Source organism: Pseudomonas sp. CP-1 (genome assembly GCF_021213715.1).
GTDB lineage: Bacteria > Pseudomonadota > Gammaproteobacteria > Pseudomonadales > Pseudomonadaceae > Pseudomonas > Pseudomonas aeruginosa.
In genome coordinates, this window is record NZ_JAJQKY010000016.1 from 51,688 (window position 1) to 74,412 (window position 22,725).

Here is a 22,725-nt window from a genome sequence, read left to right on the forward strand (position 1 = left end):
CACCCCTTCATCCAGGACCCACACATGAATCGCCGACCCGCGTACCGCTCCATCCCGTCGTCCCGCAGCGCACCGTTCCGCCGTCGCCTGCTGCCCCTGTCGATCTGCCTGGCCTGCGCCGGAGGGGCGCAACTGGCCGGCGCCGACGACACCCCCGCGGGCACCGAAGAGGCGCGCCAGGCGCAGCCGGCCACCACCCTGCAGACCGTCACGGTGACCTCGCGGCGACGGGTGGAAAACTCCCAGGATGTGCCCACCGCGATGAGCGTGCTCGGCGGCGAAACCCTGGAGAGCCAGCGCATCTACCGGGTGCAGGACCTGCAGCAACTGGTGCCGAGCACCAACGTCGCCTACGTCCACGCGCGCCAGTCCAGCGTGTCGATCCGCGGCCTCGGCAACAACCCGGCCAGCGACGGCCTGGAAGGCAGCGTCGGGCTGTACCTCGACAACGTCTACCTCGGCCGCCCCGGCATGGCCTCGTTCGACCTTCTCGACATCGAGCAGCTGGAGGTCTTGCGCGGCCCGCAGGGCACCCTGTTCGGCAAGAACACCACGGCCGGGGTGATCAACATCGGCACCCGTGCGCCGAGCTTCACTCCGGAGCGCAGCGTTGAGATATCCGGCGGCGAGGACGGCTACTTCCAGGCCAGGGGCACGATTTCCGGACCGCTCGGCGAGACCCTCGCCGGGCGCCTGTCGGCCTACCGCACCCGCGACGACGGCTACGTGAAGAACCTCCACGACGGCAACACCCTCAACGGCGGCGCACGCCAGGGTTTCCGCGGGCAGTTGCTGTTCAAGCCGAACGACGACTTCAGCCTGCGCTGGATCGGCGACTACAACGAGGAAGACTCCGACAATGGTGTCCTTACCCTGTTCAGCAGCGGCCCCACGGTGAACGGCGTGAACCGCTACGAACAGCGCGCCGCCGCGGCCGGCGCGACGCTGGTGGATGGCCATCGGCGCAAGGTCAACTTCGACTCGGACCAGCAGGTCACGGTGTTCCAGGGCGGAACCTCGGTGGAAGCCAACTGGAAGCTGGCCAACGACTTCACCCTCACTTCCATCAGCGCCTACCGCTGGTGGGATTTCACGCCGCGCAACGACGACGGCCTGGACGTACCGGCGGCCTATAACGCCGGAGTCTCGGTGCGCGACAAGCAGTGGTCGCAGGAAATCCGCCTGGCTTCGCCCAGCGGCGGCTTCTTCGACTACGTGCTCGGCGCCTACTACTTCGGCCAGGACCTCGACAACAAGTCCTTCACCGACTACGGGCCCAGGGCAGACATCTGGAACGGAACCCCCGCCGGCGCCCTGAGCGACGTCAGCACCCGCGGTCGCGGGCACATCGACACCGACAGCTACGCGCTGTTCGCCCAGGGCACCTGGCACCTAACCGAGCGCCTGGACCTAACCGCCGGCGTGCGCGGCACCTACGAGGAAAAGTCCGCCTGGGTCGAACGCTACGCTCCGCTCGGCGGCGCCGCGGTGAGCGGCGCGGCGGCGGCCGCGCGCAACGGCAGGGTCGGCGCCTACGACAGCGGCGACATCGGCCTGCACAGCGTCAGTCCGTCCGCTCTGCTCAGCCTCAGCTACCGCTTCAGCGACCAGGTTCTGGGCTACGCCTCGCTGTCCCACGGCGAGAAATCCGGCGGCGTCAACCTGACCGTGGCCAGCGCTCCCAGCGCCGGTGCCGACTCGCTGCTGATTGGCACCGAGCGCGCCAACGATGCCGAGCTGGGGTTGAAGACCACCCTCCTCGACAACCGCCTGATCCTCAACGGCAACCTGTTCTGGACCGTGGTCCACGGCTACCAGGCCAATGCCTACGACGAGGCCAACCGCACCCAGTACCTGACCAATGCCGGCGATGTGCGCTCGCGCGGCCTGGAGTTCGAAGCGACGGCCCTGCCGATCCGCGGCCTGACCCTGAATTTCAATGCGTCCTACAACGACGTTCGCTACCTGTCCTACAAGAACGCCCCGTGCGCCCCCGAGGTGGCCTTCCAGACCGGCGCCCCGGCGTCCTGCGACCTCAGCGGGCACCAGGTGGTCGGTGCCTCGAAGTACATCGCCAACCTCAATGGCGAGTATCGCTGGAAGCTCGACGATGGCCTGGAGCCCTACCTCACCGCCAGCTACGCGTTCCGCTCCAGGGCGGTGGGCACCATCGACGATTCCGCATACGGACAGATCCCCAGCTACGCCCTGGTCAACGCCTCCGCCGGCCTGCGCGGCGACTACGGGGACGGCCAGTGGGACCTGTCCCTGTGGCTGAAGAACGCTTTCGACAAGACCTACTTCACCAGCCTCTGGAATTCCGCCAACGGCGGCTACGCCGGCGTGCTCGGCACGCCGCGCACCCTGGGCGTGACCGCCCGCTACGACTTCTGAACCGATCGCCGAGGAACCCGCCATGCCCAGATTCCCGATGCTCCTGCTCAGCGCCGCGCTGCTCGCCGCCGGCGCCCATGCCGCGCCCAGCGTCTACCCCACCGGAGTGACCCGCTACGACCCGCAGAAGGCCTTCAACCAGTACGTGATCTTCAGCGGCGCAGACCGTAAGACCCACCTGATCGACATGAACGGCAACGAGGTGAAGCGCTGGGACTACCCCGGCTTCCCCGCCGCCGTGATCGACCCGGCCCTGAACGGCGGCAAGCGCGGCCATGTGCTGCTGCAACTGGCCGACCTGGCCGCTCCGGACAAGCTGGCCTCGCCCGGCAACGGCCTGGCCAACCAGGCCCTCGGCGAGCTGGACTGGGATGGCAAGGAGGTCTGGCGCTGGGGTGACCAGGCGCCGGGCGGCGCCGCCCATCAGCACCACGACCAGCGCCGGCTGGCCAACGGCAACACCCTGCTGCTGGCGAACAAGGTCCACGCGGTGAAGGGCTTCGCCGTGCCCCGGGTAATCGATGACGTGATCTACGAGGTCACGCCGCAGGGCAAGCTGGCCTGGAGCTGGACCGCTTCGGAGCATCTCGACGAATTCGGATTCACCGCCGACCAGTTGAAGCGGGTGCGGGCCAGCGAGAACCCCGACTACCTGCACATCAACAACCTCGCCCCGCTCGGCGAGAACCGCTGGCACGCTGCCGGCGACCAGCGCTTCGCCCCGGACAACCTGCTGCTCGACTCACGCAACGCCAACTTCATAGCGATCGTCGACAAGGCCAGCGGCAAGGTGGTCTGGCGCCTCGGCCCGAACCTTCCGCCGATCGACCCGAAGAGCGCCCGTAAGCTGCCGCGCCCGGTGGACCAGATCAGTGGCCAGCACGACGCCCACCTCATTCCCGAGGGCCTGCCGGGCGCCGGCAACCTGCTGGTGTTCGACAACCAGGGTGACGCCGGTTACCCCTCGGTACCGCGCGGGCTGGTCTCCGGTTCGCGGGTACTGGAAATCGACCCGCTGAAGAAGCAGATCGTCTGGCAATACACTGCCGAGGACTCGCAGCAGCCCGGCTGGGCCTTCTACAGCGCCTTCATCAGCAGCGCGCGGCGCCTGCCCAACGGCAATACGCTGATCGACGAAGGGCAGAACGGACGCTTCTTCCAGGTAACGCCCGGCGGCGAGATCGTCTGGGAGTACGTCAGCCCCTACTTCGGCAAGGCGCCGCGCGGCGACGCCCGGAGCAACTGGGTCTACCGCGCGCTGCCGGTGGCCTACGACTGGGTGCCCGAAGGTACGCCGCGCGAGGAGAAGGCGGTGAACCTGGCGGTTCCCGGCGCCACGCCGCAGGTCACGGCGCGGCGTTGAAGCGGATGGCGGCGGATAGAGCCACGGCCCGCTACCCGCCCCTGCGGCCACCCGGCGCCACGCAGGGGAGCGAGGCTCGCGGGTGGTCCCCTGCACAGCCCCGCCGCTTCGGGCTAGGATGTGCCTTCGTTCCCCCGGTCGGCCCGCGCCCATGCCCAGAGCCAGCAAAGTCACCGATCCGTCCTACGAGCTGATGGACGATCACGAAGGCCATTCGCTGATCTACCGCCAGCACGGCTTCCCCAGCCCGCTGGTGCGCTGGCACTTCCACAAGGAATACGAGCTGCACCTGATCGTCGCCAGCTCCGGCAAGGTATTCATCGGCGACTACATCGGCAACTTCGCCCCCGACACCCTGTTCCTCACCGGTCCCAACCTGCCGCACAACTGGATCAGCCAGGTTGAGCCCGACGAGGTGGTGGCCCGGCGCGACATGCTGGTGAACTTCACCGACGAGGTGCTGGAGGACGGCAGCGGCGTATTCTCCGAGCTGAACCGCCTGGCCCCGCTGCTGGCGCGGGCGCGCTACGGCATCGAGTTCCGCGACCCGGCGCTGATCAGCGAAAGCCGGCGACTGTTGCAACGCATCGCCGACAGCGGCGGCATGACCCGCCTGGGATACTTTTTTATCCTCATGGAACAGCTCGCCGAATGCGAGGACTACCAGTTGCTCTCTACCGTCACTTCCTCGCAACTGGCCGACGAGCACAACGTCGAACGGATCAACCGGGCGGTGGACTACATCTTCCAGCACTACGCCCAGGACCTCACCCAGGAGCAGGTCGCCGCCCACCTGGGCATGACCCCCACCTACTTCTCGCGCTTCTTCAAGCAGGCCGCCGGGCGCGGCTTCGTCGAGTTCGTCAACCGCCTGCGCATCAGCAAGTCCTGCGAGCTGCTGGCCCGCAGCGAGCTGCCGGTGACCGAGGTGTGCTTCGAGTCGGGCTTCAGCAACCTGTCCAATTTCAACCGGCGCTTCCAGCAGCTCAAGGGCATGACGCCCACCGGCTACCGGCGCCTGGTGACCCAGCGGCTGACCGAGCAGAACCTGCTCTGAGCCTCCAGCGCCCCACCCCGGCGGTGCAAAAAAGTATCGGTCGAAGTGCAGTCGAGGCTTTGTCGGTTGCGTGACGCGCCTGTGTAATCGGCAGCGAGCGACACAAAAACAATAATGTCTTCCGCGCCGCCCGCCGGCCCGGAAGAGGAGTTCACCGATGAACGACTCGATCAAGGCCTGCCTGGCCGCCGCCTGCCTTGCCCTGCCCCTGCTGGCCCAGGGCGCCGAGACCCTGACCATCGCCACGGTCAACAACAACGACATGATCCGCATGCAACGCCTGTCCAAGGTGTTCGAGGAAAGCCACCCGGACATCGCGCTGAAATGGGTGGTGCTCGAAGAGAACGTCCTGCGCCAGCGCCTGACCACCGACATCGCCACCCAGGGCGGACAGTTCGACCTGCTCACCATCGGCATGTACGAAGCCGCGCTGTGGGGCGCCAAGGGCTGGCTGGAGCCGATGAGCGGGCTGCCCGCCGACTACGCCCTGGACGACCTGTTGCCCTCGGTGCGCGACGGTCTCTCCGTCAAGGGCACGCTGTACGCCCTGCCGTTCTACGCCGAAGCCTCGATCACCTACTACCGCAAGGACCTGTTCCAGCAGGCCGGGCTGCGGATGCCCGAGCAACCGACCTGGACCCAGCTCGGCGAATTCGCCGCCAGGCTCAACCGCCCGGACCAGGGCCAGTACGGCATCTGCCTGCGCGGCAAGGCCGGCTGGGGCGAGAACATGGCGTTGATCGGCACCCTGGCCAACGCCTTCGGCGCACGCTGGTTCGACGAGCGATGGCAGCCCGAATTCAGCGGCGGCGAATGGAAGAAGGCTCTCGACTTCTATGTCTCCACCCTCAAGCGGTACGGCCCGCCCGGCGCTTCCAGCAACGGATTCAACGAGAACCTGGCGCTGTTCAACAGCGGCAAGTGCGCGATCTGGGTGGACGCCAGCGTCGCCGGTTCGTTCGTCACCGACAAGAGCCAGAGCAAGGTCGCCGACGCCACCGGCTTCGCCTTCGCCCCCCGGGAAGTCACCGACAAGGGCGCCTCCTGGCTGTATTCCTGGGCCCTGGCGATTCCCGCCAGCTCGCGCGCCAAGGACGCGGCGAAGGCCTTCGCCACCTGGGCCACCTCGCAGGCGTACGGCAAGCTGGTGGCGGACAGGGAAGGCGTAGCCAACGTGCCGCCCGGCACCCGCGCCTCGACCTACAGCGAGGCCTACCTGGCCGCCGCGCCGTTCGCGCGGGTCACCCTGGAATCGCTGAAGCGCGTCGATCCCAACCATCCGACGCTGAAGCCGGTGCCCTATGTCGGCATCCAGTTGGTCACCATCCCCGAGTTCCAGGCCATCGGCACCCAGGTCGGCAAGCTGTTCTCCGCCGCCCTCACCGGGCAGATGAGCAGCGACCAGGCGCTCGCCGCCGCGCAGCAGAGCACCGCCCGCGAGATGAAGCGCGCCGGCTATCCGAAGTAGTCCGCCGCCGGGCGCAGCCGCGCCCGGCGCGGCGCTGCTCGAGCGCTTGCCCTTGAAGATCCAGACGGAGTCGCCATGAACACCTCGGCCCTCGATACCCCGCTCCCGGCCCGTCCCGCCCGCCGCCGTCTCCAGCGCCGCCGGCGCGGCCCTGGCTGGCTCCTGGTCAGCCCCTCGGTGGCGCTGCTGCTGTTGTGGATGATCGTGCCCCTGGGCATGACCCTGTATTTCTCGCTGATCCGCTACAACCTGCTGTATCCCGGCGAGAATGCCTTCGTCGGCCTGGAGAACTTCACCTTCTTCGTCACCGACGCCGGCTTCCTGCCCGGCGCGCTGAACACCCTGCTGCTGGTGGGCAGCGTGCTGGCGATCAGCGTGGCGTTCGGCGTGCTCATCGCCGCGCTGCTGGAGGCCGGCGAGTTCTTCGGCCGCGGCGCGGTGCGGGTGTTGCTGATCTCGCCGTTCTTCATCATGCCGACGGTGAGCGCGCTGCTCTGGAAGAATCTGATCTTCCACCCGGTCTCGGGCATCCTCGCCGCCGTCTGGCGCCTGTTCGGCGCCGAGCCGGTGGATTGGCTGGCGCACTATCCGCTGCTGTCGATCATCCTCATCGTCTCCTGGCAATGGCTGCCCTTCGCCATCCTGATCCTGATGACCGCCATGCAGTCCCTCGACCAGGAGCAGAAGGAGGCTGCCCGCCTCGACGGCGCCGGTCCGCTGGCGATCTTCTGGCACCTGACCCTGCCGCACCTGGCGCGGCCCATCGCGGTGGTGCTGATGATCGAGACGATCTTCCTGCTCTCGGTGTTCGCCGAGATCTTCACCACCACCAGCGGCGGCCCCGGCTACGAATCGACCAACCTCGCCTACCTGATCTACAACCAGGCGCTGCTGCAGTTCGATGTCGGCATGGCCTCGGCCGGGGGCCTGATCGCGGTGCTGATCGCCAATATCGCCGCCATCGTGCTGGTGCGGATGATCGGCAAGAACCTTACCGAGCGCAGCTGAGGAACCCGCCATGCTGACACTCAAGCAATCCCGCCGCCTGCGCAATGCCCTGCTCGGCCTGCTCTGCTGGGGCATCGCCCTGCTGCTGTTCTTCCCGATCTTCTGGATGCTGCTGACCAGCTTCAAGAGCGAGATCGACGCCTTCGCCACGCCGCCGCAGTTCATCTTCCAGCCGACCCTGGAGAACTACCTGCACATCAACGAGCGCAGCGACTACTTCGCCTACGCCTGGAACTCGCTGCTGATCTCCTCCTCGGCGACTCTCCTGTGCATGCTCGTCGCGGTGCCGGCGGCCTACTCCATGGCCTTCTTTGAGACCCGCCACACCAAGCGCACGCTGCTCTGGATGCTGTCGACCAAGATGCTTCCGCCGGTCGGCGTACTGATGCCGATCTACCTGCTGGCCAAGCAGTTCGGCCTGCTCGATTCGCGGCTGGCGCTGATCATCGTCTACACCCTGATCAACCTGCCGATCGTGGTCTGGATGGTGTACACCTACTTCAAGGACATCCCCGTGGACATCCTCGAAGCAGCGCGCCTGGACGGCGCCGGCACCTGGCAGGAGATCGTCCGCGTACTGCTGCCGATCGCCCGCGGCGGGCTCGCCTCGACCCTGCTGCTGTCGCTGATCCTGTGTTGGAACGAGGCCTTCTGGTCGCTCAACCTGACCTCCTCGGCCGCCGCCCCGCTGACCGCCCTGGTCGCCTCCTATTCCAGCCCCGAAGGACTGTTCTGGGCCAAGCTCTCGGCCGTCTCCACCCTCGCCTGCGCGCCGATCCTGGTCTTCGGCTGGATCAGCCAGAAGCAGCTGGTACGCGGCCTTTCCTTCGGCGCCGTGAAATGAAGCGCATCCCCATCCTTTCGTCCACGGAGGTATTCCGCCATGGCTGATCTCAAGATCCGCAACCTGCAGAAAGGCTTCGACGGCCAGGCCATCATCAAGGGCATCGACCTCGACGTCCGCGACCGCGAGTTCGTAGTCTTCGTCGGCCCCTCCGGCTGCGGCAAGTCGACCCTGCTGCGCCTGATCGCCGGCCTCGAAGAGGCCAGCGGCGGCAGCATCGCCCTCGACGGCACGGACATCACCGACACCCCGCCGGCGAAACGCGACCTGGCGATGGTCTTCCAGACCTACGCGCTGTACCCGCACATGACGGTGCGCAGGAACCTCTCCTTCGCCCTCGACCTGGCCGGCGTCGACAAGCGCGAGGTCGCCGCCAAGGTCGACGCCGCCGCACGCATCCTCGAACTGCAAGCGCTGCTGGAGCGCAAGCCGCGCCAGCTCTCCGGCGGCCAGCGGCAGCGGGTGGCGATCGGCCGGGCGATCGTGCGCAACCCGAAGATATTCCTCTTCGACGAACCGCTGTCCAACCTCGACGCCGCCCTGCGCGTGCAGATGCGCCTGGAACTGGCGCGGCTGCACCAGGAACTGGCGGCGACCATGATCTACGTGACCCACGACCAGGTCGAGGCGATGACCCTGGCGGACAAGGTCGTGGTGCTCAACGGCGGGCGCGTCGAGCAGGTCGGCTCGCCGCTGGAGCTTTACCACCATCCGGCCAACCTGTTCGTCGCCGGCTTCCTCGGCACGCCGAAGATGGGCTTCCTGCGCGGCCATCTCAGCCGCAACCAGGGCGAGCGCTGCGAGGTCGCCCTCGAATGCGGCGCGCGCGTCGGCCTGCCGCTATGCGCCGGAGAGCTGGCCACCGGCAGCCCGGTGACCCTCGGTATCCGCCCGGAACACCTGAACATCGCCCGCCCGGGCCATGCCTTCCAGGGCCTGCTGCGGGTCGCCGCCGACGTCAGCGAGCGCCTGGGCAGCGACAGCTTCTGCCATGTCCGCGCCGACTCGGGGGAAATGCTCACCCTGCGCGTGCGCGGCGATTTCGCACCGGACTACGGCGCCCCCCTGGAGCTGGGCTTCGATCCGGCGCACTGCCATCTGTTCGACAGCAACGGCCAGGCCCTCGACAAACGACTGCAACAGGCGGCCTGAAGCCGCCAGCGGGAACCCACCGATGAAACTCAACCGGCAGCACCTCCCCCTGCTGGCGACCGCTGTCGCCCGCCCGTCCTACGACCCCGCGCAACTGCGCCAGGGCATCGTCCACATCGGTGTCGGCGGCTTCCACCGCGCGCACCAGGCGGCCTACACCGACGCTCTGATGAACCGCGGCGAAGCCCTCGACTGGGCGATCTGCGGCGCCGGCCTGCGCAGCGACGACCGCGCCATGCGCGACGCCCTGGCCGCCCAGGACTACCTCTACACCCTCTACGAGCTGGGCGACCAGCCGGACACCGAGGTCCGCGTGATCGGCGCCATCAGCGGCATGCTGCTCGCCGAGGACGGCGCCGAGGCGCTGCTGGAAAAGCTTGCCGAGCCGGCCATCCGCATCGTCTCGCTGACCATCACCGAAGGCGGCTACTGCATCGACGACGGCAGCGGCGAGTTCCTCGCCGAGTTGCCGCTGGTGCGCCACGACCTGGCCAACCCGCGGACCCCGCGCGGGGTCTTCGGCTTTCTCTGCGAGGCTCTGCGGCGGCGCCGCGACACAGGCGTGCCGGCGTTCACCGTGATGTCCTGCGACAACCTCCCGCACAACGGCGAGGTGGCGCGCAAGGCGCTGCTGGCCTTCGCCGAACGGCTCGACCCGGGGCTGGCGCGCTGGATCGCGACGCACGTCAGCTTTCCCAACGCCATGGTCGACCGCATCACCCCGATGACCAGCCCCGCCCACCGCCGCCAACTGGCCCAACGGCACGGCGTGGAAGACGCCTGGCCGGTGGTCTGCGAACCCTTCGTGCAATGGGTGCTGGAAGATCGTTTCAGCGCTGGGCGCCCGGCCTGGGAAAAGGTCGGCGTGCAGTTCACCGACGACGTCACGCCCTACGAGGAGATGAAGATCGGCCTGCTCAACGGCAGCCACCTGGCGCTCACCTACCTGGGCTTCCTGCGCGGCTACCGCTTCGTCCACGAAACCCTCGGCGACCCGCTGCTGCGCCGCTACGTGCGGGCCTTCATGGACCGCGACGTGGCCCCACTGCTGGCGCCGGTACCGGGGATCGACCTGGAGCGCTACAAGGACAGCCTGGTCGAGCGCTTCGCCAACCGCGCCATCGCCGATCAACTGGAACGGGTCTGCTCGGACGGCTCGTCGAAGTTTCCCAAGTTCATCGTCCCCACCGCCAATCGGCTGATCGCCGCCGGCCGGCCGCTGGAACGGGTGGCCCTGGTGGTGGCGGCCTGGGCGCTGTACCTGGGCGGGGTCGACGAGCATGGCGAGCACTACCCGATTCCCGATCCGCGCGCCGCCGAATGCCAGGCGCTGGTTGTCGAACGCCACGGCCTGGGCCGGCGCCTGCTCGGCGTGGAGACCGTGTTCGGCCCGGCGATCCCGGCCTCGGCGGCCTTCGTCGAGGCCTTCGAGCGGCTCTACGACAGCCTGCGCCGACACGGCGTCAGCGAAACCCTGCGCCAGGTACTCGGCGAATGACTCCGGAGGGCCGCATGCACGGATTGTTCCTCGGCATCGATTGCGGCACCCAAGGCAGCAAGGCGCTGCTGCTCGACGCCGGCAGCGGCTGCACGCTGGGCCTGGGCAGCGCCGCGCAGCGCCCGCCGGAAGGCCGCGACGGACGCCGCGAGCAGGACCCGGCGGACTGGCTGGAAGCCATGGCCAGCGCGGTACGCATGGCCCTGGAAGAAGCCGCGGTGGACGGCCGCGAGGTCCGCGCCCTGGCGGTTTCCGCCCAGCAGCATGGGCTGCTCCTGCTCGACGCCGAGGGCCGGGCGCTGCGCCCGGCCAAGCTCTGGTGCGACACCGAGAGCGCGGCGGAGAACCGCGAGCTGCTGGAAGCCCTCGGCGGCCCGGCCGGCTCGCTGGAACGCCTGGGGCTGGTGCTCGCGCCGGGCTACACGCTGTCCAAGCTGCTCTGGAGCAGGCGCCGCTTTCCCGAGCTGTTCGCCCGCGTCGCGCACATCCTCCTGCCCCACGACTACCTCAACCACTGGCTCACCGGCCGCGTCTGCAGCGAAGCGGGCGACGCCTCCGGCAGCGGCTACTTCGACGTGCGCCGGCGCACCTGGGCCAGCGACGTGCTGGAGCTGATCGAGCCGGGCGGACGCCTGGCGGCGGCGCTGCCGGAGCTGATCGAGCCCGGCGCCTGCATCGGCAACCTGCGCCCCGAAGCGGCCGCCGCCCTCGGCCTGGCTCCCCACACGCGGGTCGCCGGCGGCGGCGGCGACAACATGCTCGCCGCCATCGGCACCGGCAACATCCGCCCCGGCCTGCTCACCGCCAGCCTGGGCACCTCCGGCACCCTGGCCGCCTATGCCGAGCGGCCGCTGGTCAGTCCGCACGGCGAGCTGGCGTCCTTCTGCGCCTCGTCCGGCGGCTGGCTGCCGCTGGCCTGCACGATGAACCTCACCGGCGCCTGCGGCCTGGTACAGGACCTGCTGCACCTCGATCTCGACGAATTCTCCCGGCTGGCCGCCCAGGCGCCGGTCGGCGCCGAGGGTCTGCTGATGCTGCCGTTCTTCGACGGCGAGCGGGTTCCGGCGCTACCGTACGCCAGCGCCAGCCTGCATGGCATGACCGCGGCCAACCTGAGCCGCGCCAATCTTTGCCGGGCGGTGCTCGAAGGCACCGCCTTCGGCCTGCGCTACGGCCTCGACCTGCTGCGCGCCAGCGGCCTGCCGGGCGAGGAAATCCGCCTGGTCGGCGGCGCGGCGAAGAGCCCGCTGTGGCGGCGGACGCTCGCCGACCTGCTCGGCCTGCCGCTGGTCTGTCCACGGCAGACCGAGGCCGCCGCCCTTGGCGCGGCGCTCCAGGCGGCCTGGAGCCTGGGCCGCGAAAGCGGCGCCGGTGAAAGCCTGGAAGCCCTGTGCCGGCGCTGCGTGGCGCTCGACGAGGCGACCCGCACCCAGCCCCAGGCGCGACAACAGGCAGCCTACGAACAGGCCTACCGGCGTTACCTGGAGCACCTGCCTCCGCGATAATGGCCGGCTTTCCTTCCTCTTCTGGCGTTTTGGAGATCTGCATGTACCTGGTGTGTGGCGAGGCCCTTTTCGATGTCTTCAGCCTGGAAAGCGCTGCGCGCAGCAACGAGCTGGGCTTCACCGCGATCGCCGGCGGCTCGCCGTTCAACGTCGCCGTCGGCCTGCGCCGGCTGGGCGTAGAGGTGGCGCTGTTCGGCGGGCTGTCCAGCGACTACCTGGGCGCGCGGCTGCGCCGGGTGCTCGAAGAAGAAGGCGTGGACTGCGGCTTCCTGGTGCCCAGCGACGCCCCGACCACCCTGGCGATGGTCGGCCTCGACGCCAGCGGCTCGGCGCAATACCAGTTCCGCGGCGACGGCTGCGCCGACCGCCAGGTGCGCCTGGAACACCTGCCGACGCTGGATGGGCGGATACGCGGGCTGCACGTCGGCTCCTACACCCTGGTGGTGACGCCGGTGGCCGACACCCTGCTGGCGCTGGTCCGGCGCGAGAGCGACCGGCGCCTGGTCAGCCTGGACCCCAACGTGCGCCTCGACCCGCAACCGGACATCGACCTCTGGCGGCGCCGGGTCGAGGCCTTCGCCAGCCACGCGCACCTGATCAAGGCCAGCGAGGAAGACCTGGCCCTGCTCTACCCCGACCGCGATCCCGGCGAGGTGGCCCGCGGCTGGCTGAACCCGCGCTGCCGGCTGGTCTTCGTCACCCACGGCGGCGCCGGCGCCAGCGTGCACTGCGCCCACGGCAGCTGGAGTCGCCCGGCGGATACCGCCCTGGCGCTGCGCGATACGGTCGGCGCCGGCGATACCTTCCAGGCGGCGACCCTCGCCTACCTCCGCCGCCTCGACGCCGACAGCCCGGCCAGGCTAGCCGCGCTGTCGCGGGAAGCGATCGACGCGATGCTCGCCTTCGCCATCCGCGCGGCGGCGGTCACCTGCTCGCGGGTGGGGCCGGACCTGCCGTTCGCCCACGAGCTTTGAGGCCGGTCAGGCCGAGGGCTGCCGCCCGGTCTAGCGCCCCGGCCGCGCCAGCCACTCCCGGCCCTTGAGCATGGCGTTCCAGTACACCCAGGGCAGTACGTGGCGCTTGAGCAGCCAGGCGAAGCGGCTGGCCGCGGTGGGCTCCAGCGGGAAGGTCGGCAGCAGCTTGCCGGCGTAGCCGAACTCCGCCAGCACCACCCGGCCGCGCTCGACGGTCAGCGGGCAACCGCCGTAACCGTCGTAGCGCAGCGGCAGGCCACGGCCGCTGCGCAGGCCGAGAAGGTTCTCGGCCACCACCACGATCTGCTTGCGCGCCGCCGCCGCGGTCTTCGCGTTGGCGGTGCCGCAGACATCGCCGAGGGCGAAGATCTCGCCATGGCGGACATGTTGCAGGGTCGCCGGGTCGACTTCGCACCAGCCGGCCGCGTCGCCCAGGCCGCTGGCGGCGACGAAGGTCGGCGGCAGCTGCGGCGGCACCACGTGCAGCAGGTCGAAGTCCTTTTCCGCCAGATTGGTGTTGCCGTCGGCGTCCTTCACCTCGAACCAGGCCTTGCGCGCCGCGCCGTCGACCTTCACCAGGTTGGAATTGAACGCCAGCTCGGCCGAATACTTGCGCACGTACTCCATCAGCGGCGGAACGAAATCGGCGACACCGAACAACGCCGCGCCGGCCAGGTCGAACTCGACCTCGATGTCCTGCAGCACGCCCTCCCGCAGCCAGTGGTCGCAGGACAGGTACATGGCCTTCTGCGGCGCCCCGGCGCACTTGATCGGCATCGCCGGCTGGGTGAACAGCGCCTTGCCGCCGCGCAGGCCGCGCACCAGCTCCCAGGTGTAGGGCGCCAGGTCGTAGCGGTAGTTGGAGGTGACGCCGTTGCGCCCGAGGGTCTCCTCCAGGCCCTCGATGCGCTCCCAGGCCAGGCGCAGGCCGGGGCAGACGATCAGGTTGCGGTATTCCAGGCTGCCGCCACTCTCCAGCAGTAGCCGGCGCGCCTCGGGGTCGACCCGCTCGACACGGGTGCGCAGCCACTCCACGCCGGCCGGGACCAGCCCGGCCATCGGCCGCGCGGTGTCGCCCTGGGCGTAGGCGCCGCCACCGACCAGGGTCCAGCCCGGTTGGTAGTAGTGGGTGTCCGCCGGCTCGATCAGGCTGATACGCAACCCCGGCGAACGTTTCAGCAGGCTGGCGATCACGCCGATGCCGGCCGCGCCGCCGCCGATCACGGCGATGTCGGTGGTGAGTTCTGAAGCGTTAGCGCTCTGCATGGGAGTTCCTTCGACGATCCGAGTGGGTGGGCGCGCGCCAGGCCGCCGCGCGCGAAACCCTATCACCCTAGCAGCACGGCGCCGGCGCGCGGCATCCGGCTGTAATCCGCCGGTAACTGTTGCCCTGGCAACAGCGGAGCAACAGGCAGCGCCCGCGGACCAGCAGAAACTGTTGGAGCAAACCTCCAACTCTTTGATTTTTCTATTGATTAGCAAACGGCACGGCTTGTGCAAACAGACCTGGCAGAGGCTTGGCGATCGCGCCAGCCACCTATCCGAACTGCCAGAGGTGCCCAGCGAGCATGTCGTTACCGCCTGTTTCCCCTCCCTCCTCCAGGCGTTCCACCCGCACCACCGAACCCGCGAGCCGCGCTACACCGATGCCGCTGGCGGAACCACCACGCTGCAAGGCTGAACCATGACCGACGAAACCGCACCCAAGGATCTTCGTGACCAGGCGCCCCGGCTACTCCCGGCACGCCTCATCGAGAACGACGCCCAGGCGTTGCAGGCCGCCCACGAGGTAGCCGGGCTGGCCCGTCGCGAAGCGGCGCTACGCGACCGCGAACGACGCCTGCCCTGGCAGGAACTGGAACTCTTCACCCGCCTCGGCCTGGGCGGCATCGGCATTCCCCGCGCCTATGGCGGCGCGCAGGTTTCCCACGTGACCCTGGCCGAGGTGTTCCGCGTCATCTGTGCCGCCGACCCGGCCCTCGGACAGATTCCGCAGAACCAGTTCGGCCTGCTCAGCGTGATCGACAACGTCGCCAGCCCGGCGCAGAAACGCAAGCTGTTCCGTGGCATCCTCGACGGCCGCCGGCTGGCCAACGCCGGCCCGGAACGCAATACCCGCCACACCCTGGAGCTGAAGGCGCGGGTCCGTCGCGACGGCGACGGCTACCGGGTCAGCGGCGAGAAGTTCTACTCCACCGGCGCCTTGTTCGCCCACTGGGTGGCGGTCAAGGCCATCGACGAGGAAGAGCGCGCGGTGATGCTCTTCGTCGAGCGCGGCGCTCCCGGCCTGCGCATCGTCGACGACTGGTCCGGCTTCGGCCAGCGCACCACCGCCAGCGGCACGGTACTGCTGGACGAGGTTCCGGTAGCCGGCGACATGCTGATCCACAACGGCCTGCTGGCCGAGATCCCGAGCCTCCAGGGCGCCGTCTCGCAACTGATCCAGGCCGCCATCGACGCCGGCATCGCCCAGGCGGCGCTGGACGACGCCCAGGCGTTCGTCCGCGAACGCAGCCGGCCCTGGATCGACGCCCAGGTCGAACGCGCCAGCGACGAGCTTTACAGCATCGCCGAGGTCGGCCGCCTGCAAATCGAGCTGCACGCCGCCAACGCCCTGCTGGAGAAGGCCGGCCAGGTCCTCGACGAGGTGGCCGCGCGGCCGGTGGACGCCGAGTCGGCGGCACGCGCCTCGATCGCCGTGGCCGAGGCCAAGGTGCTGAGCACCGAGATCAGCCTGGCCGCCAGCGAGAAGCTCTTCGAGCTGGCCGGCAGCCGCGCCACGCTCGCCGAGTTCAACCTCGACCGGCACTGGCGCAACGCCCGCACCCACACCCTGCACGACCCGGTACGCTGGAAGGTCCACGCGGTCGGCGACTACTACCTGAACGGCGCCCGTCCGGCGCGTCACTCATGGATCTGAGGAGCGCCCGATGAGCCTCGCACACGCTACGCGCGACAATCCCACGGCCGCTGCCCATCGCATCGGCAGCGACGACGAAGCCCTGGAAACGGCCCGCGAGCTGGCCGCCCTGTTCGCCCGCGAAAGCATCCAGCGCGACCGCGAGCGGCGCCTGCCGCTGGAAGAACTGGAACTGTTCTCCCGCTCCGGCCTGTGGGGCATCGCGGTGCCCCGCGAATACGGCGGGGCCGGCGTCTCGCGGGTGACCCTGGCGAAGGTGGTGGCGATCGTCAGCGCCGCCGACAGTTCCCTGGGGCAGATTCCGCAGAACCATTTCTACGCCCTCGAAGTGCTGCGGGTGAACGGCTCGCCGGCGCAGAAAGGTCGCCTGTTCGGCGCCGCCCTGGCCGGCGAGCGTTTCGGCAACGCCCTGGCCGAGATCGGCACGCGTACCGCCAGCGAGCGCCGTACCCGCCTGCGCGCCGACGGCGACGGCTACCGCCTGGACGGGCGCAAGTTCTACTGCACCGGCGCACTCTACGCGCAGCGGGTGCCGACCCTGGCGGTGGACGACGAGGGCCGCCAGCAACTGGCCTTCGTCCCGCGCGACAGCGCCGGGCTGGAAATCGTCGACGACTGGTCCGGCTTCGGTCAACGCACCACCGGCAGCGGTTCGGCGCTGTTCGACCGGGTAGCGGTGGCCGCCGAGGACGTGGTCTCGTTCCAGGACGCCTTCGAGCGCCCGACCACCGTCGGCCCGCTGGCGCAGATCCTCCACGCGGCGATCGACGCCGGGATCGCCCGCGGCGCCTTCGAGGACACCCTGCGTTTCGTCCGCGAGCGCGCCCGGCCCTGGGTCGACTCCGGCGTCGACAAGGCCAGCGACGACCCACTGACCATCCACGAGATCGGCCGCCTGGCGATCCGCCTGCACGCCGCCGAAGCGCTGCTGGAGCGTGCCGGGCGGGTGCTCGACCGGGCCACCGCCGAGCCGGACGCGGAAAGCGTGGCGGCCGCCTCGATCGCCGTCGCCGAAGCCCGCGCGCTGACCACCGAGGTCGCCCTGCTGGCCGGCAGCAAGCTGATCGAACTTGGCGGCAGCCGCGCCTGTCTCGCCGAACTCGGTCTCGACCGCCACTGGCGCAACGCCCGCGTACACACCCTGCACGACCCGGTGCGCTGGAAGTACCACGCGGTCGGCGACTACTACCTCAACGGCCGCCTGCCGCCACGCCGCGGCACGCTCTGAACGCCGAAGGAACCGCCATGAGCAAGAAGCAGATTCTCCTAAACGCCTTCAGCATGAATTGCGTCGGCCATATCAACCACGGCCTCTGGACCCACCCGCGCGACCGCTCCAGCGACTACCGCAAACTGCGCCACTGGACCGAGCTGGCCCGGCTGCTGGAGCGCGGCCTGTTCGACGGCCTGTTCATCGCCGATATCCTCGGCGTCTACGACGTCTACCAGGGCGGCATCGAGGTGACCGCCCGCGAAGCCGTCCAGTTGCCGGTGAACGACCCGCTGATGCTGGTCTCGGCCATGGCCGGGGTCACCGAGCACCTGGGTTTCGGCGTCACCGCCAACCTCACCTACGAGGCGCCCTACCCGTTCGCCCGGCGGCTCTCGACCCTCGACCACCTGAGCGACGGGCGGATCGGCTGGAACATCGTCACCGGCTACCTGGAAAGCGCGGCCAAGGCCATGGGCCAGTCCGCGCAGATCGAGCACGACCGCCGCTACGACCGCGCCGACGAGTACCTGGAGGTCCTCTACAAGCTCTGGGAGGGCAGCTGGGAAGACGACGCGGTGCTCGCCGACCGCCAGCGACGGGTCTACGCGCGGCCGGAGAAGATCCACAAGGTCCGTCACCATGGCGAGTTCTACCAGGTCGAGGGCTACCACCTCGCCGAGCCCTCTCCACAGCGCACCCCGGTGCTGTTCCAGGCCGGCTCCTCGGAGCGTGGCCTGGCCTTCGCCGCGCGCCACGCCGAATGCGTGTTCGTCTCCGGACAGACCCGCGAGGCCACCCGCCAACTGGTGCAGCGCATCCGCGCGGCGGTGGTCGGCGCCGGCCGTCGCGCCGAGGACATCAGGATCTTCATGGGCATCAACGTGATCGTCGCCGCCACCGCGGCCGAGGCCCGCGACAAGCATGCCGAGTACCGCCGCTACGCCAGCCCCGAGGCCGGCCTGGCGCACTTCGCCAGCTCCAGCGGCATCGACCTGTCGCGCTACGGGCTCGACGAACCGATCCGCTACGAGAAGAACAACGCCATCGAGTCGGTGGTGAAGAACCTCACCGTGGCGCGCACCGACTCCACCGTGCGCAAGCTCCTCGACCAGTTGGCCCTGGGCGGCCGCTACGTGACCCTGGTAGGCGACCCGCGCCAGGTCGCCGACGATCTCGAAGGCTGGATCGCCGATACCGGCCTGGACGGCTTCAACCTGACCCGCACCGTGGAGCCGGAGAGCTACGCCGACTTCATCGACCTGGTGGTGCCCGAGTTGCAGGCACGCGGCAGCTACAAGACCGCCTACGCCCCCGGCACCCTGCGGGAGAAGCTCTTCGGCGGCGGCCGCGCGCGCCTGCAGGCGGAACACGCCGGCGCCGCCTTCCGCCAGCCCCCGGCCGCGCACCAGCGCCAGGCCTGACCCCAGTTTCCCTTTCGTTCAGGAGCCCACCATGCTGAACACCCTGAAAACCCTGAGCCTGGCCGTCCTCCTCGGCAGCGGCCCGGTCCAGGCCGCCGACGCCCCGCTGAAGATCGGCACCACCGCCGCCTTCGCCCCGCCGCTGGAAGTCGCCGTGAGCGAAGCCGGCAAGCAGGGACTGAAGGTCGAACTGGTCGAGTTCAGCGACTGGAACGCCCCAAACATCACCCTCGCCCAGGGCGACATCGACGCCAACTATTTCCAGCACGTGCCCTTCCTGGAAAACGCCAACCGCGAAGGCGGCTTCCAGTTGAAGCCGTTCGCGCCGGGGATCATCAACAACGTCGGGCTCTATTCGAAGCGCTACGCCAGCCTCGCAGAGTTGCCGGAAGGCGCCAGCGTGGCCATCGCCAACGACCCGATCAATGGCGGCCGCGGCCTGCAACTGCTACAGAAGGCCGGCCTGCTGAAGCTCAGGGACGGCGTCGGCTACAAGGCGACCCTCGACGATATCGTCGACAACCCGAAGGACATCCGCATCACCGAGCTGGAGGCGGTGCAACTGGCGCGCGCCCTCGACGATTTCGACCTGGCCCAGGGCTACCCGCACTACCTGCGCCTGGCCGGGACCATCGACCCGACCCGGGCGCTGCTGTTCGACGGGATCGACAACCGGGAATACGTGATCCAGTTCGTCACCCGCGGCGACTACCAGGACCGCGACGGCCGCCTGGCGCGCTTCGTCGACATCTACCAGCATTCGCCGGTGGTTCGCGCCGCGTTGGACAAGGCCCATGGCACGCTGTACCAGCCGGGCTGGGAGTGACGACCATGACCGTTCCCCCGAGCCTGCTACCCCTCGAACCGTTCCCGACGGCGCCCGACACGCGCGCCTCCACGCCGCACATCCGCCTCCACGGCCTGGGCAAGCGCTACCCCGGCGGGGTCCAGGCCCTGCGGGAGATCGACCTGGAAATCCGCCGCGGCGAAGTGTTCGGCATCATCGGCCGCAGCGGCGCCGGCAAGTCCTCGCTGATCCGCACCCTCAATCGCCTGGAGCGTCCCAGCGAGGGGCAGGTGCTGATCGACGATGAAGACATCGGCGGCTACGACGGCCAGCGTCTGGTCGCCCTGCGCCGACGCATCGGCATGATCTTCCAGCACTTCAACCTGATGTCGGCCAAGACCGTGTGGCAGAACATCGCCCTGCCGCTGCGGGTGGCCGGGGTGCCCCGGGCACGGATCGAGGAGCGGGTCGCCGGGCTGCTGCAACTGGTCGGCCTGGAGGAAAAACGCGACGCCTACCCGGCGCAGCTCTCCGGCGGGCAGAAACAGCGCGTCGGCATCGCCCGCGCGCTGGTGCACCAGCCGCAGATACTGCTCTGCGACGAAGCCACCTCGGCGCTGGACCCGGAGAGCACCCAGGCGATCCTCGCGCTGCTGCGCGACATCAACCGCCGGCTGGGCCTGACCATCGTCCTGATCACCCACGAGATGGCGGTCATCCGCGAGATCTGCGACCGCGTGGTGGTCCTCGAATGCGGCCGCATCGTCGAACAGGGCGAAGTCTGGGAAGTCTTCGGCGATCCGCGCCATGCCGTCACCCGAAGCCTGCTCGGCAGCCTGCGCGCCGCCCTCCCGGCCGACCTCCAGGCGCGCCTGCGCCAGGCTCCCGGCGCCAGCGACCCGGTGCTGCTCGATCTCCAGTACACCGGCGCCAACCGACGGGTGCCGGACCTGCTGGCCATCGCCAGGGCCATCGGCCAGCGCGTCGACCTGCTCCACGGCGGCATAGAGCGGATCCAGGGCCGCGCCCTGGGGCGCCTGCTGCTACAGGTCGGCGCGCCGCCCGGCGAGCTTCCCGGCGTGCTGGCCAAGGCCGCGCTGGTGGCGGACAAGGTGGAGGTGCTCGGCCATGTCGCCCATGCTTGAACGGCTCTGGCAAGGTTTCCTCGATACGCTGCTGATGATCGGCGCGTCCTCCGCCATCGTCCTGCTGGTGGGTATCCCGCTGGCCCTGGTGCTGGTCACCACCGGGCCGGGCGGGATCTTCGAGGCGCGCCTGCTCAATCGCATCCTGGGCGGTCTGGTCAACGTGCTGCGCTCGGTACCCTTCCTGATCCTGATGGTGGCGCTGATTCCCTTTACCCGGATGATCGTCGGCACCAGCTATGGAGTCTGGGCCGCGGTGGTGCCGCTGACCATCGCCGCCACGCCGTTCTTCGCGCGGATCGCCGAGGTCAGCCTGCGCGAAGTCGACCACGGCCTGGTGGAGGCGGCCCAGGCGATGGGCTGCGAACGCCGCCACATCATCTGCAACGTACTGTTGCCGGAGGCGCGACCGGGCATCGTCGGCGGCTTCACCATCACCCTGGTGACCATGATCAATTCCTCGGCCATGGCCGGCGCGATCGGTGCCGGCGGCCTCGGCGACCTGGCCTACCGCTACGGCTACCAGCGCTTCGACACCCAGGTGATGCTCACCGTGATCATCGTCCTTGTGCTGCTGGTCACGTTGATCCAGTTCGGCGGCGACCGCCTGGCCCGCCTGCTGAACAAACGCCTGTAGAATCCGCCCTCCCGGCCTGGGAGGGCTGGCGCTTTACCGAGGGCGACAGGAACCAGCGTCGCCGCGACAGCGCATCTTTCCCCGCGCCGGACAGACCTGTATCTGTCGTCCTGCGGTCATCCGGCGACGCCAGACTGGTCGGCAATCCCGTGAAAAAGAAAGAAGGAAAGGCGCCTCATGCGGCAAAGATTCTGGCAAGGAACATTCAAGACCCTGGGCCTCCTCGGCCTAACGGCGGGGCTCGCCGCCCAGGCCGCGGAGCCGTCCGGCAAGGCCCTCAGCGCCGCCGCCGGCGTGCCCTGGCCGGCGGTCATCGCCCACCGCGGCGCCTCGTACGACGCCCCCGAGGAAACTGCCGCGGCCTACCTGCTGGCCCGCGACCTCGGCGCCGACTACCTGGAAGCCGACGTGCAGCGCAGCCGCGACGGCGTGCTGGTCGCCCTCCACGACGACACCCTGGAGCGCACCACCGACGTCGCCGAGGTCTTCCCGGAGCGCGCCAAGGACCCGGTGAGCAGCTTCACTCTCGCCGAACTCAAGCGCCTGGACGCCGGCTCCTGGTTCAATCGCGCCTTCCCCGAGCGCGCCCGGCCCGGCTTCGTCGGCCTGCGCATCCTCACCCTCGACGAGATGCTCGACATCGCCGAGGGCGGCGCCAACAAGCCGGGCCTGTACCTGGAGACCAAGGTACCGGCGCAATTCCCCGGCATCGAAGACGACCTGCGCAAGCTGCTGGAACGCCGCGGCTGGCTGCAACCCCGCGAGCGCGCCGCCGCCGGGCATGTCGACGTGGCCCACGGCAATGGCCGGGTGATCCTGCAGACCTTCGAGAAGAGCAGCCTGGAACTGCTGCAAGAAAGCATGCCGCAAGTGCCGAAGATTCTCCTGCTGTGGCTCGGCGACGGTTACCTGGAAGCCCGTTCGCCAGTGACCTTCAAGGAATCCGGGGAAACCGACAAGGCGGCCTTCTATGCCAGGCAGGAAGTGAAGTCCGAAGCCGAGTTCGGCGCCTGGCTGGACTGGGCCAAGGCCCACGGCGCGCTGGGCACCGGGCCCTCGGCGACCCTCAGCGAACGCGGCGAACAGAGCTACGCCGACCTGGTGAAACCCTGGATGAACCGCATGACCCACGCGCGCGGGTTGTTCATCCATGCCTACTCGGTGGACTCGGCGGAAGACTTCAAGGCCCTAGGCGCGGCCGGCGTCGACGGTTTCTTCACCAACCGCACCTCGGAACTGCTGAAGTTCCAGGGCCGCCCGGCGGCGCAAGACATGGACGCGCTGCTGCGCCGGCACGGCTACTGAGCCTCGGCCTGGCCGGCGGATGAGCGCGGGCGGC

At 69.2% G+C, this 22,725-nt stretch carries 18 protein-coding genes; 17 read left to right on the forward strand and 1 reads right to left on the reverse strand.

Going from position 1 to position 22,725, the window contains the following annotated elements; all coding sequences use genetic code 11:
- Nucleotides 1-24 precede the first annotated feature (24 nt).
- From LT948_RS25140 to LT948_RS25185, 10 genes are all read left to right on the forward strand, one after another.
- On the forward strand, nt 25-2,394 hold the full coding sequence (locus tag LT948_RS25140) for a TonB-dependent receptor (RefSeq protein WP_003117849.1): 2,370 nt from the start codon (nt 25-27) through the stop codon (nt 2,392-2,394).
- 22 nt (nt 2,395-2,416) lie between these two features.
- On the forward strand, nt 2,417-3,757 hold the full coding sequence (locus LT948_RS25145) for an aryl-sulfate sulfotransferase (protein ID WP_023091771.1): 1,341 nt from the start codon (nt 2,417-2,419) through the stop codon (nt 3,755-3,757).
- A 151-nt stretch (nt 3,758-3,908) separates the two neighbouring features.
- Nucleotides 3,909-4,814, forward strand: a complete 906-nt coding sequence (locus LT948_RS25150; RefSeq protein ID WP_023091770.1) for an AraC family transcriptional regulator — start codon at nt 3,909-3,911, stop codon at nt 4,812-4,814.
- 157 nt (nt 4,815-4,971) lie between these two features.
- Nucleotides 4,972-6,282, forward strand: coding sequence for an ABC transporter substrate-binding protein (locus LT948_RS25155; RefSeq protein WP_003105362.1), 1,311 nt, complete (start codon nt 4,972-4,974; stop codon nt 6,280-6,282).
- Nucleotides 6,283-6,357: 75 nt separating this feature from the next.
- Nucleotides 6,358-7,290: a carbohydrate ABC transporter permease gene (locus LT948_RS25160; RefSeq protein WP_003105364.1), complete on the forward strand. Its 933-nt coding sequence runs from the start codon at nt 6,358-6,360 to the stop codon at nt 7,288-7,290.
- A gap of 10 nt (nt 7,291-7,300) precedes the next feature.
- Nucleotides 7,301-8,134, forward strand: coding sequence for a carbohydrate ABC transporter permease (locus LT948_RS25165; RefSeq protein WP_003105365.1), 834 nt, complete (start codon nt 7,301-7,303; stop codon nt 8,132-8,134).
- Between the two features lie 39 nt (nt 8,135-8,173).
- Complete coding sequence (locus LT948_RS25170) at nt 8,174-9,286, forward strand: ABC transporter ATP-binding protein (protein WP_003089446.1); 1,113 nt, start codon at nt 8,174-8,176, stop codon at nt 9,284-9,286.
- A gap of 22 nt (nt 9,287-9,308) precedes the next feature.
- Nucleotides 9,309-10,784, forward strand: a complete 1,476-nt coding sequence (locus LT948_RS25175) for a mannitol dehydrogenase family protein (protein ID WP_023095593.1) — start codon at nt 9,309-9,311, stop codon at nt 10,782-10,784.
- On the forward strand, nt 10,781-12,289 hold the full coding sequence (xylB, locus tag LT948_RS25180) for a xylulokinase (protein WP_073657437.1): 1,509 nt from the start codon (nt 10,781-10,783) through the stop codon (nt 12,287-12,289). The genes LT948_RS25175 and xylB overlap by 4 nt, the downstream gene beginning before the upstream one ends.
- 41 nt (nt 12,290-12,330) lie before the next feature.
- Nucleotides 12,331-13,263, forward strand: a complete 933-nt coding sequence (locus LT948_RS25185; RefSeq protein ID WP_023095591.1) for a carbohydrate kinase family protein — start codon at nt 12,331-12,333, stop codon at nt 13,261-13,263.
- Nucleotides 13,264-13,293: 30 nt separating this feature from the next.
- Here LT948_RS25185 and LT948_RS25190 read toward each other — a convergent pair whose 3' ends face one another.
- Nucleotides 13,294-14,529, reverse strand: coding sequence for an NAD(P)/FAD-dependent oxidoreductase (locus LT948_RS25190; RefSeq protein WP_015502896.1), 1,236 nt, complete (start codon nt 14,527-14,529; stop codon nt 13,294-13,296).
- Between the two features lie 418 nt (nt 14,530-14,947).
- On the opposite strand from LT948_RS25190, the gene LT948_RS25195 reads away from it, so the two are divergent.
- The 7 genes from LT948_RS25195 (at nt 14,948) to LT948_RS25225 (ending at nt 22,691) form a co-directional block, all read left to right on the forward strand.
- Nucleotides 14,948-16,183 carry an SfnB family sulfur acquisition oxidoreductase gene (locus LT948_RS25195; protein ID WP_003089455.1) on the forward strand — a complete coding sequence of 412 codons (1,236 nt, stop codon included), beginning with the start codon at nt 14,948-14,950 and terminating at the stop codon, nt 16,181-16,183.
- Nucleotides 16,184-16,193: 10 nt separating this feature from the next.
- Entirely contained in the window at nt 16,194-17,411 is a 1,218-nt protein-coding gene (locus LT948_RS25200; protein ID WP_003089457.1) for an SfnB family sulfur acquisition oxidoreductase, read from the forward strand.
- A 17-nt stretch (nt 17,412-17,428) separates the two neighbouring features.
- A complete protein-coding gene (locus tag LT948_RS25205) occupies nt 17,429-18,817 on the forward strand; it encodes an LLM class flavin-dependent oxidoreductase (protein WP_023091765.1) in 1,389 nt (462 codons plus the stop codon).
- A 31-nt stretch (nt 18,818-18,848) separates the two neighbouring features.
- Nucleotides 18,849-19,643 (forward strand): MetQ/NlpA family ABC transporter substrate-binding protein, encoded by a 795-nt coding sequence (locus tag LT948_RS25210; RefSeq protein ID WP_003139343.1) that lies wholly within the window; start codon nt 18,849-18,851, stop codon nt 19,641-19,643.
- On the forward strand, nt 19,640-20,749 hold the full coding sequence (locus LT948_RS25215) for a methionine ABC transporter ATP-binding protein (RefSeq protein ID WP_073657436.1): 1,110 nt from the start codon (nt 19,640-19,642) through the stop codon (nt 20,747-20,749). Before LT948_RS25210 ends, LT948_RS25215 begins: the two co-directional genes overlap by 4 nt.
- Nucleotides 20,733-21,386: a methionine ABC transporter permease gene (locus LT948_RS25220; RefSeq protein WP_003111646.1), complete on the forward strand. Its 654-nt coding sequence runs from the start codon at nt 20,733-20,735 to the stop codon at nt 21,384-21,386. The genes LT948_RS25215 and LT948_RS25220 overlap by 17 nt, the downstream gene beginning before the upstream one ends.
- A gap of 177 nt (nt 21,387-21,563) precedes the next feature.
- Nucleotides 21,564-22,691 carry a glycerophosphodiester phosphodiesterase gene (locus LT948_RS25225; protein ID WP_003122702.1) on the forward strand — a complete coding sequence of 376 codons (1,128 nt, stop codon included), beginning with the start codon at nt 21,564-21,566 and terminating at the stop codon, nt 22,689-22,691.
- Nucleotides 22,692-22,725 lie beyond the last annotated feature (34 nt).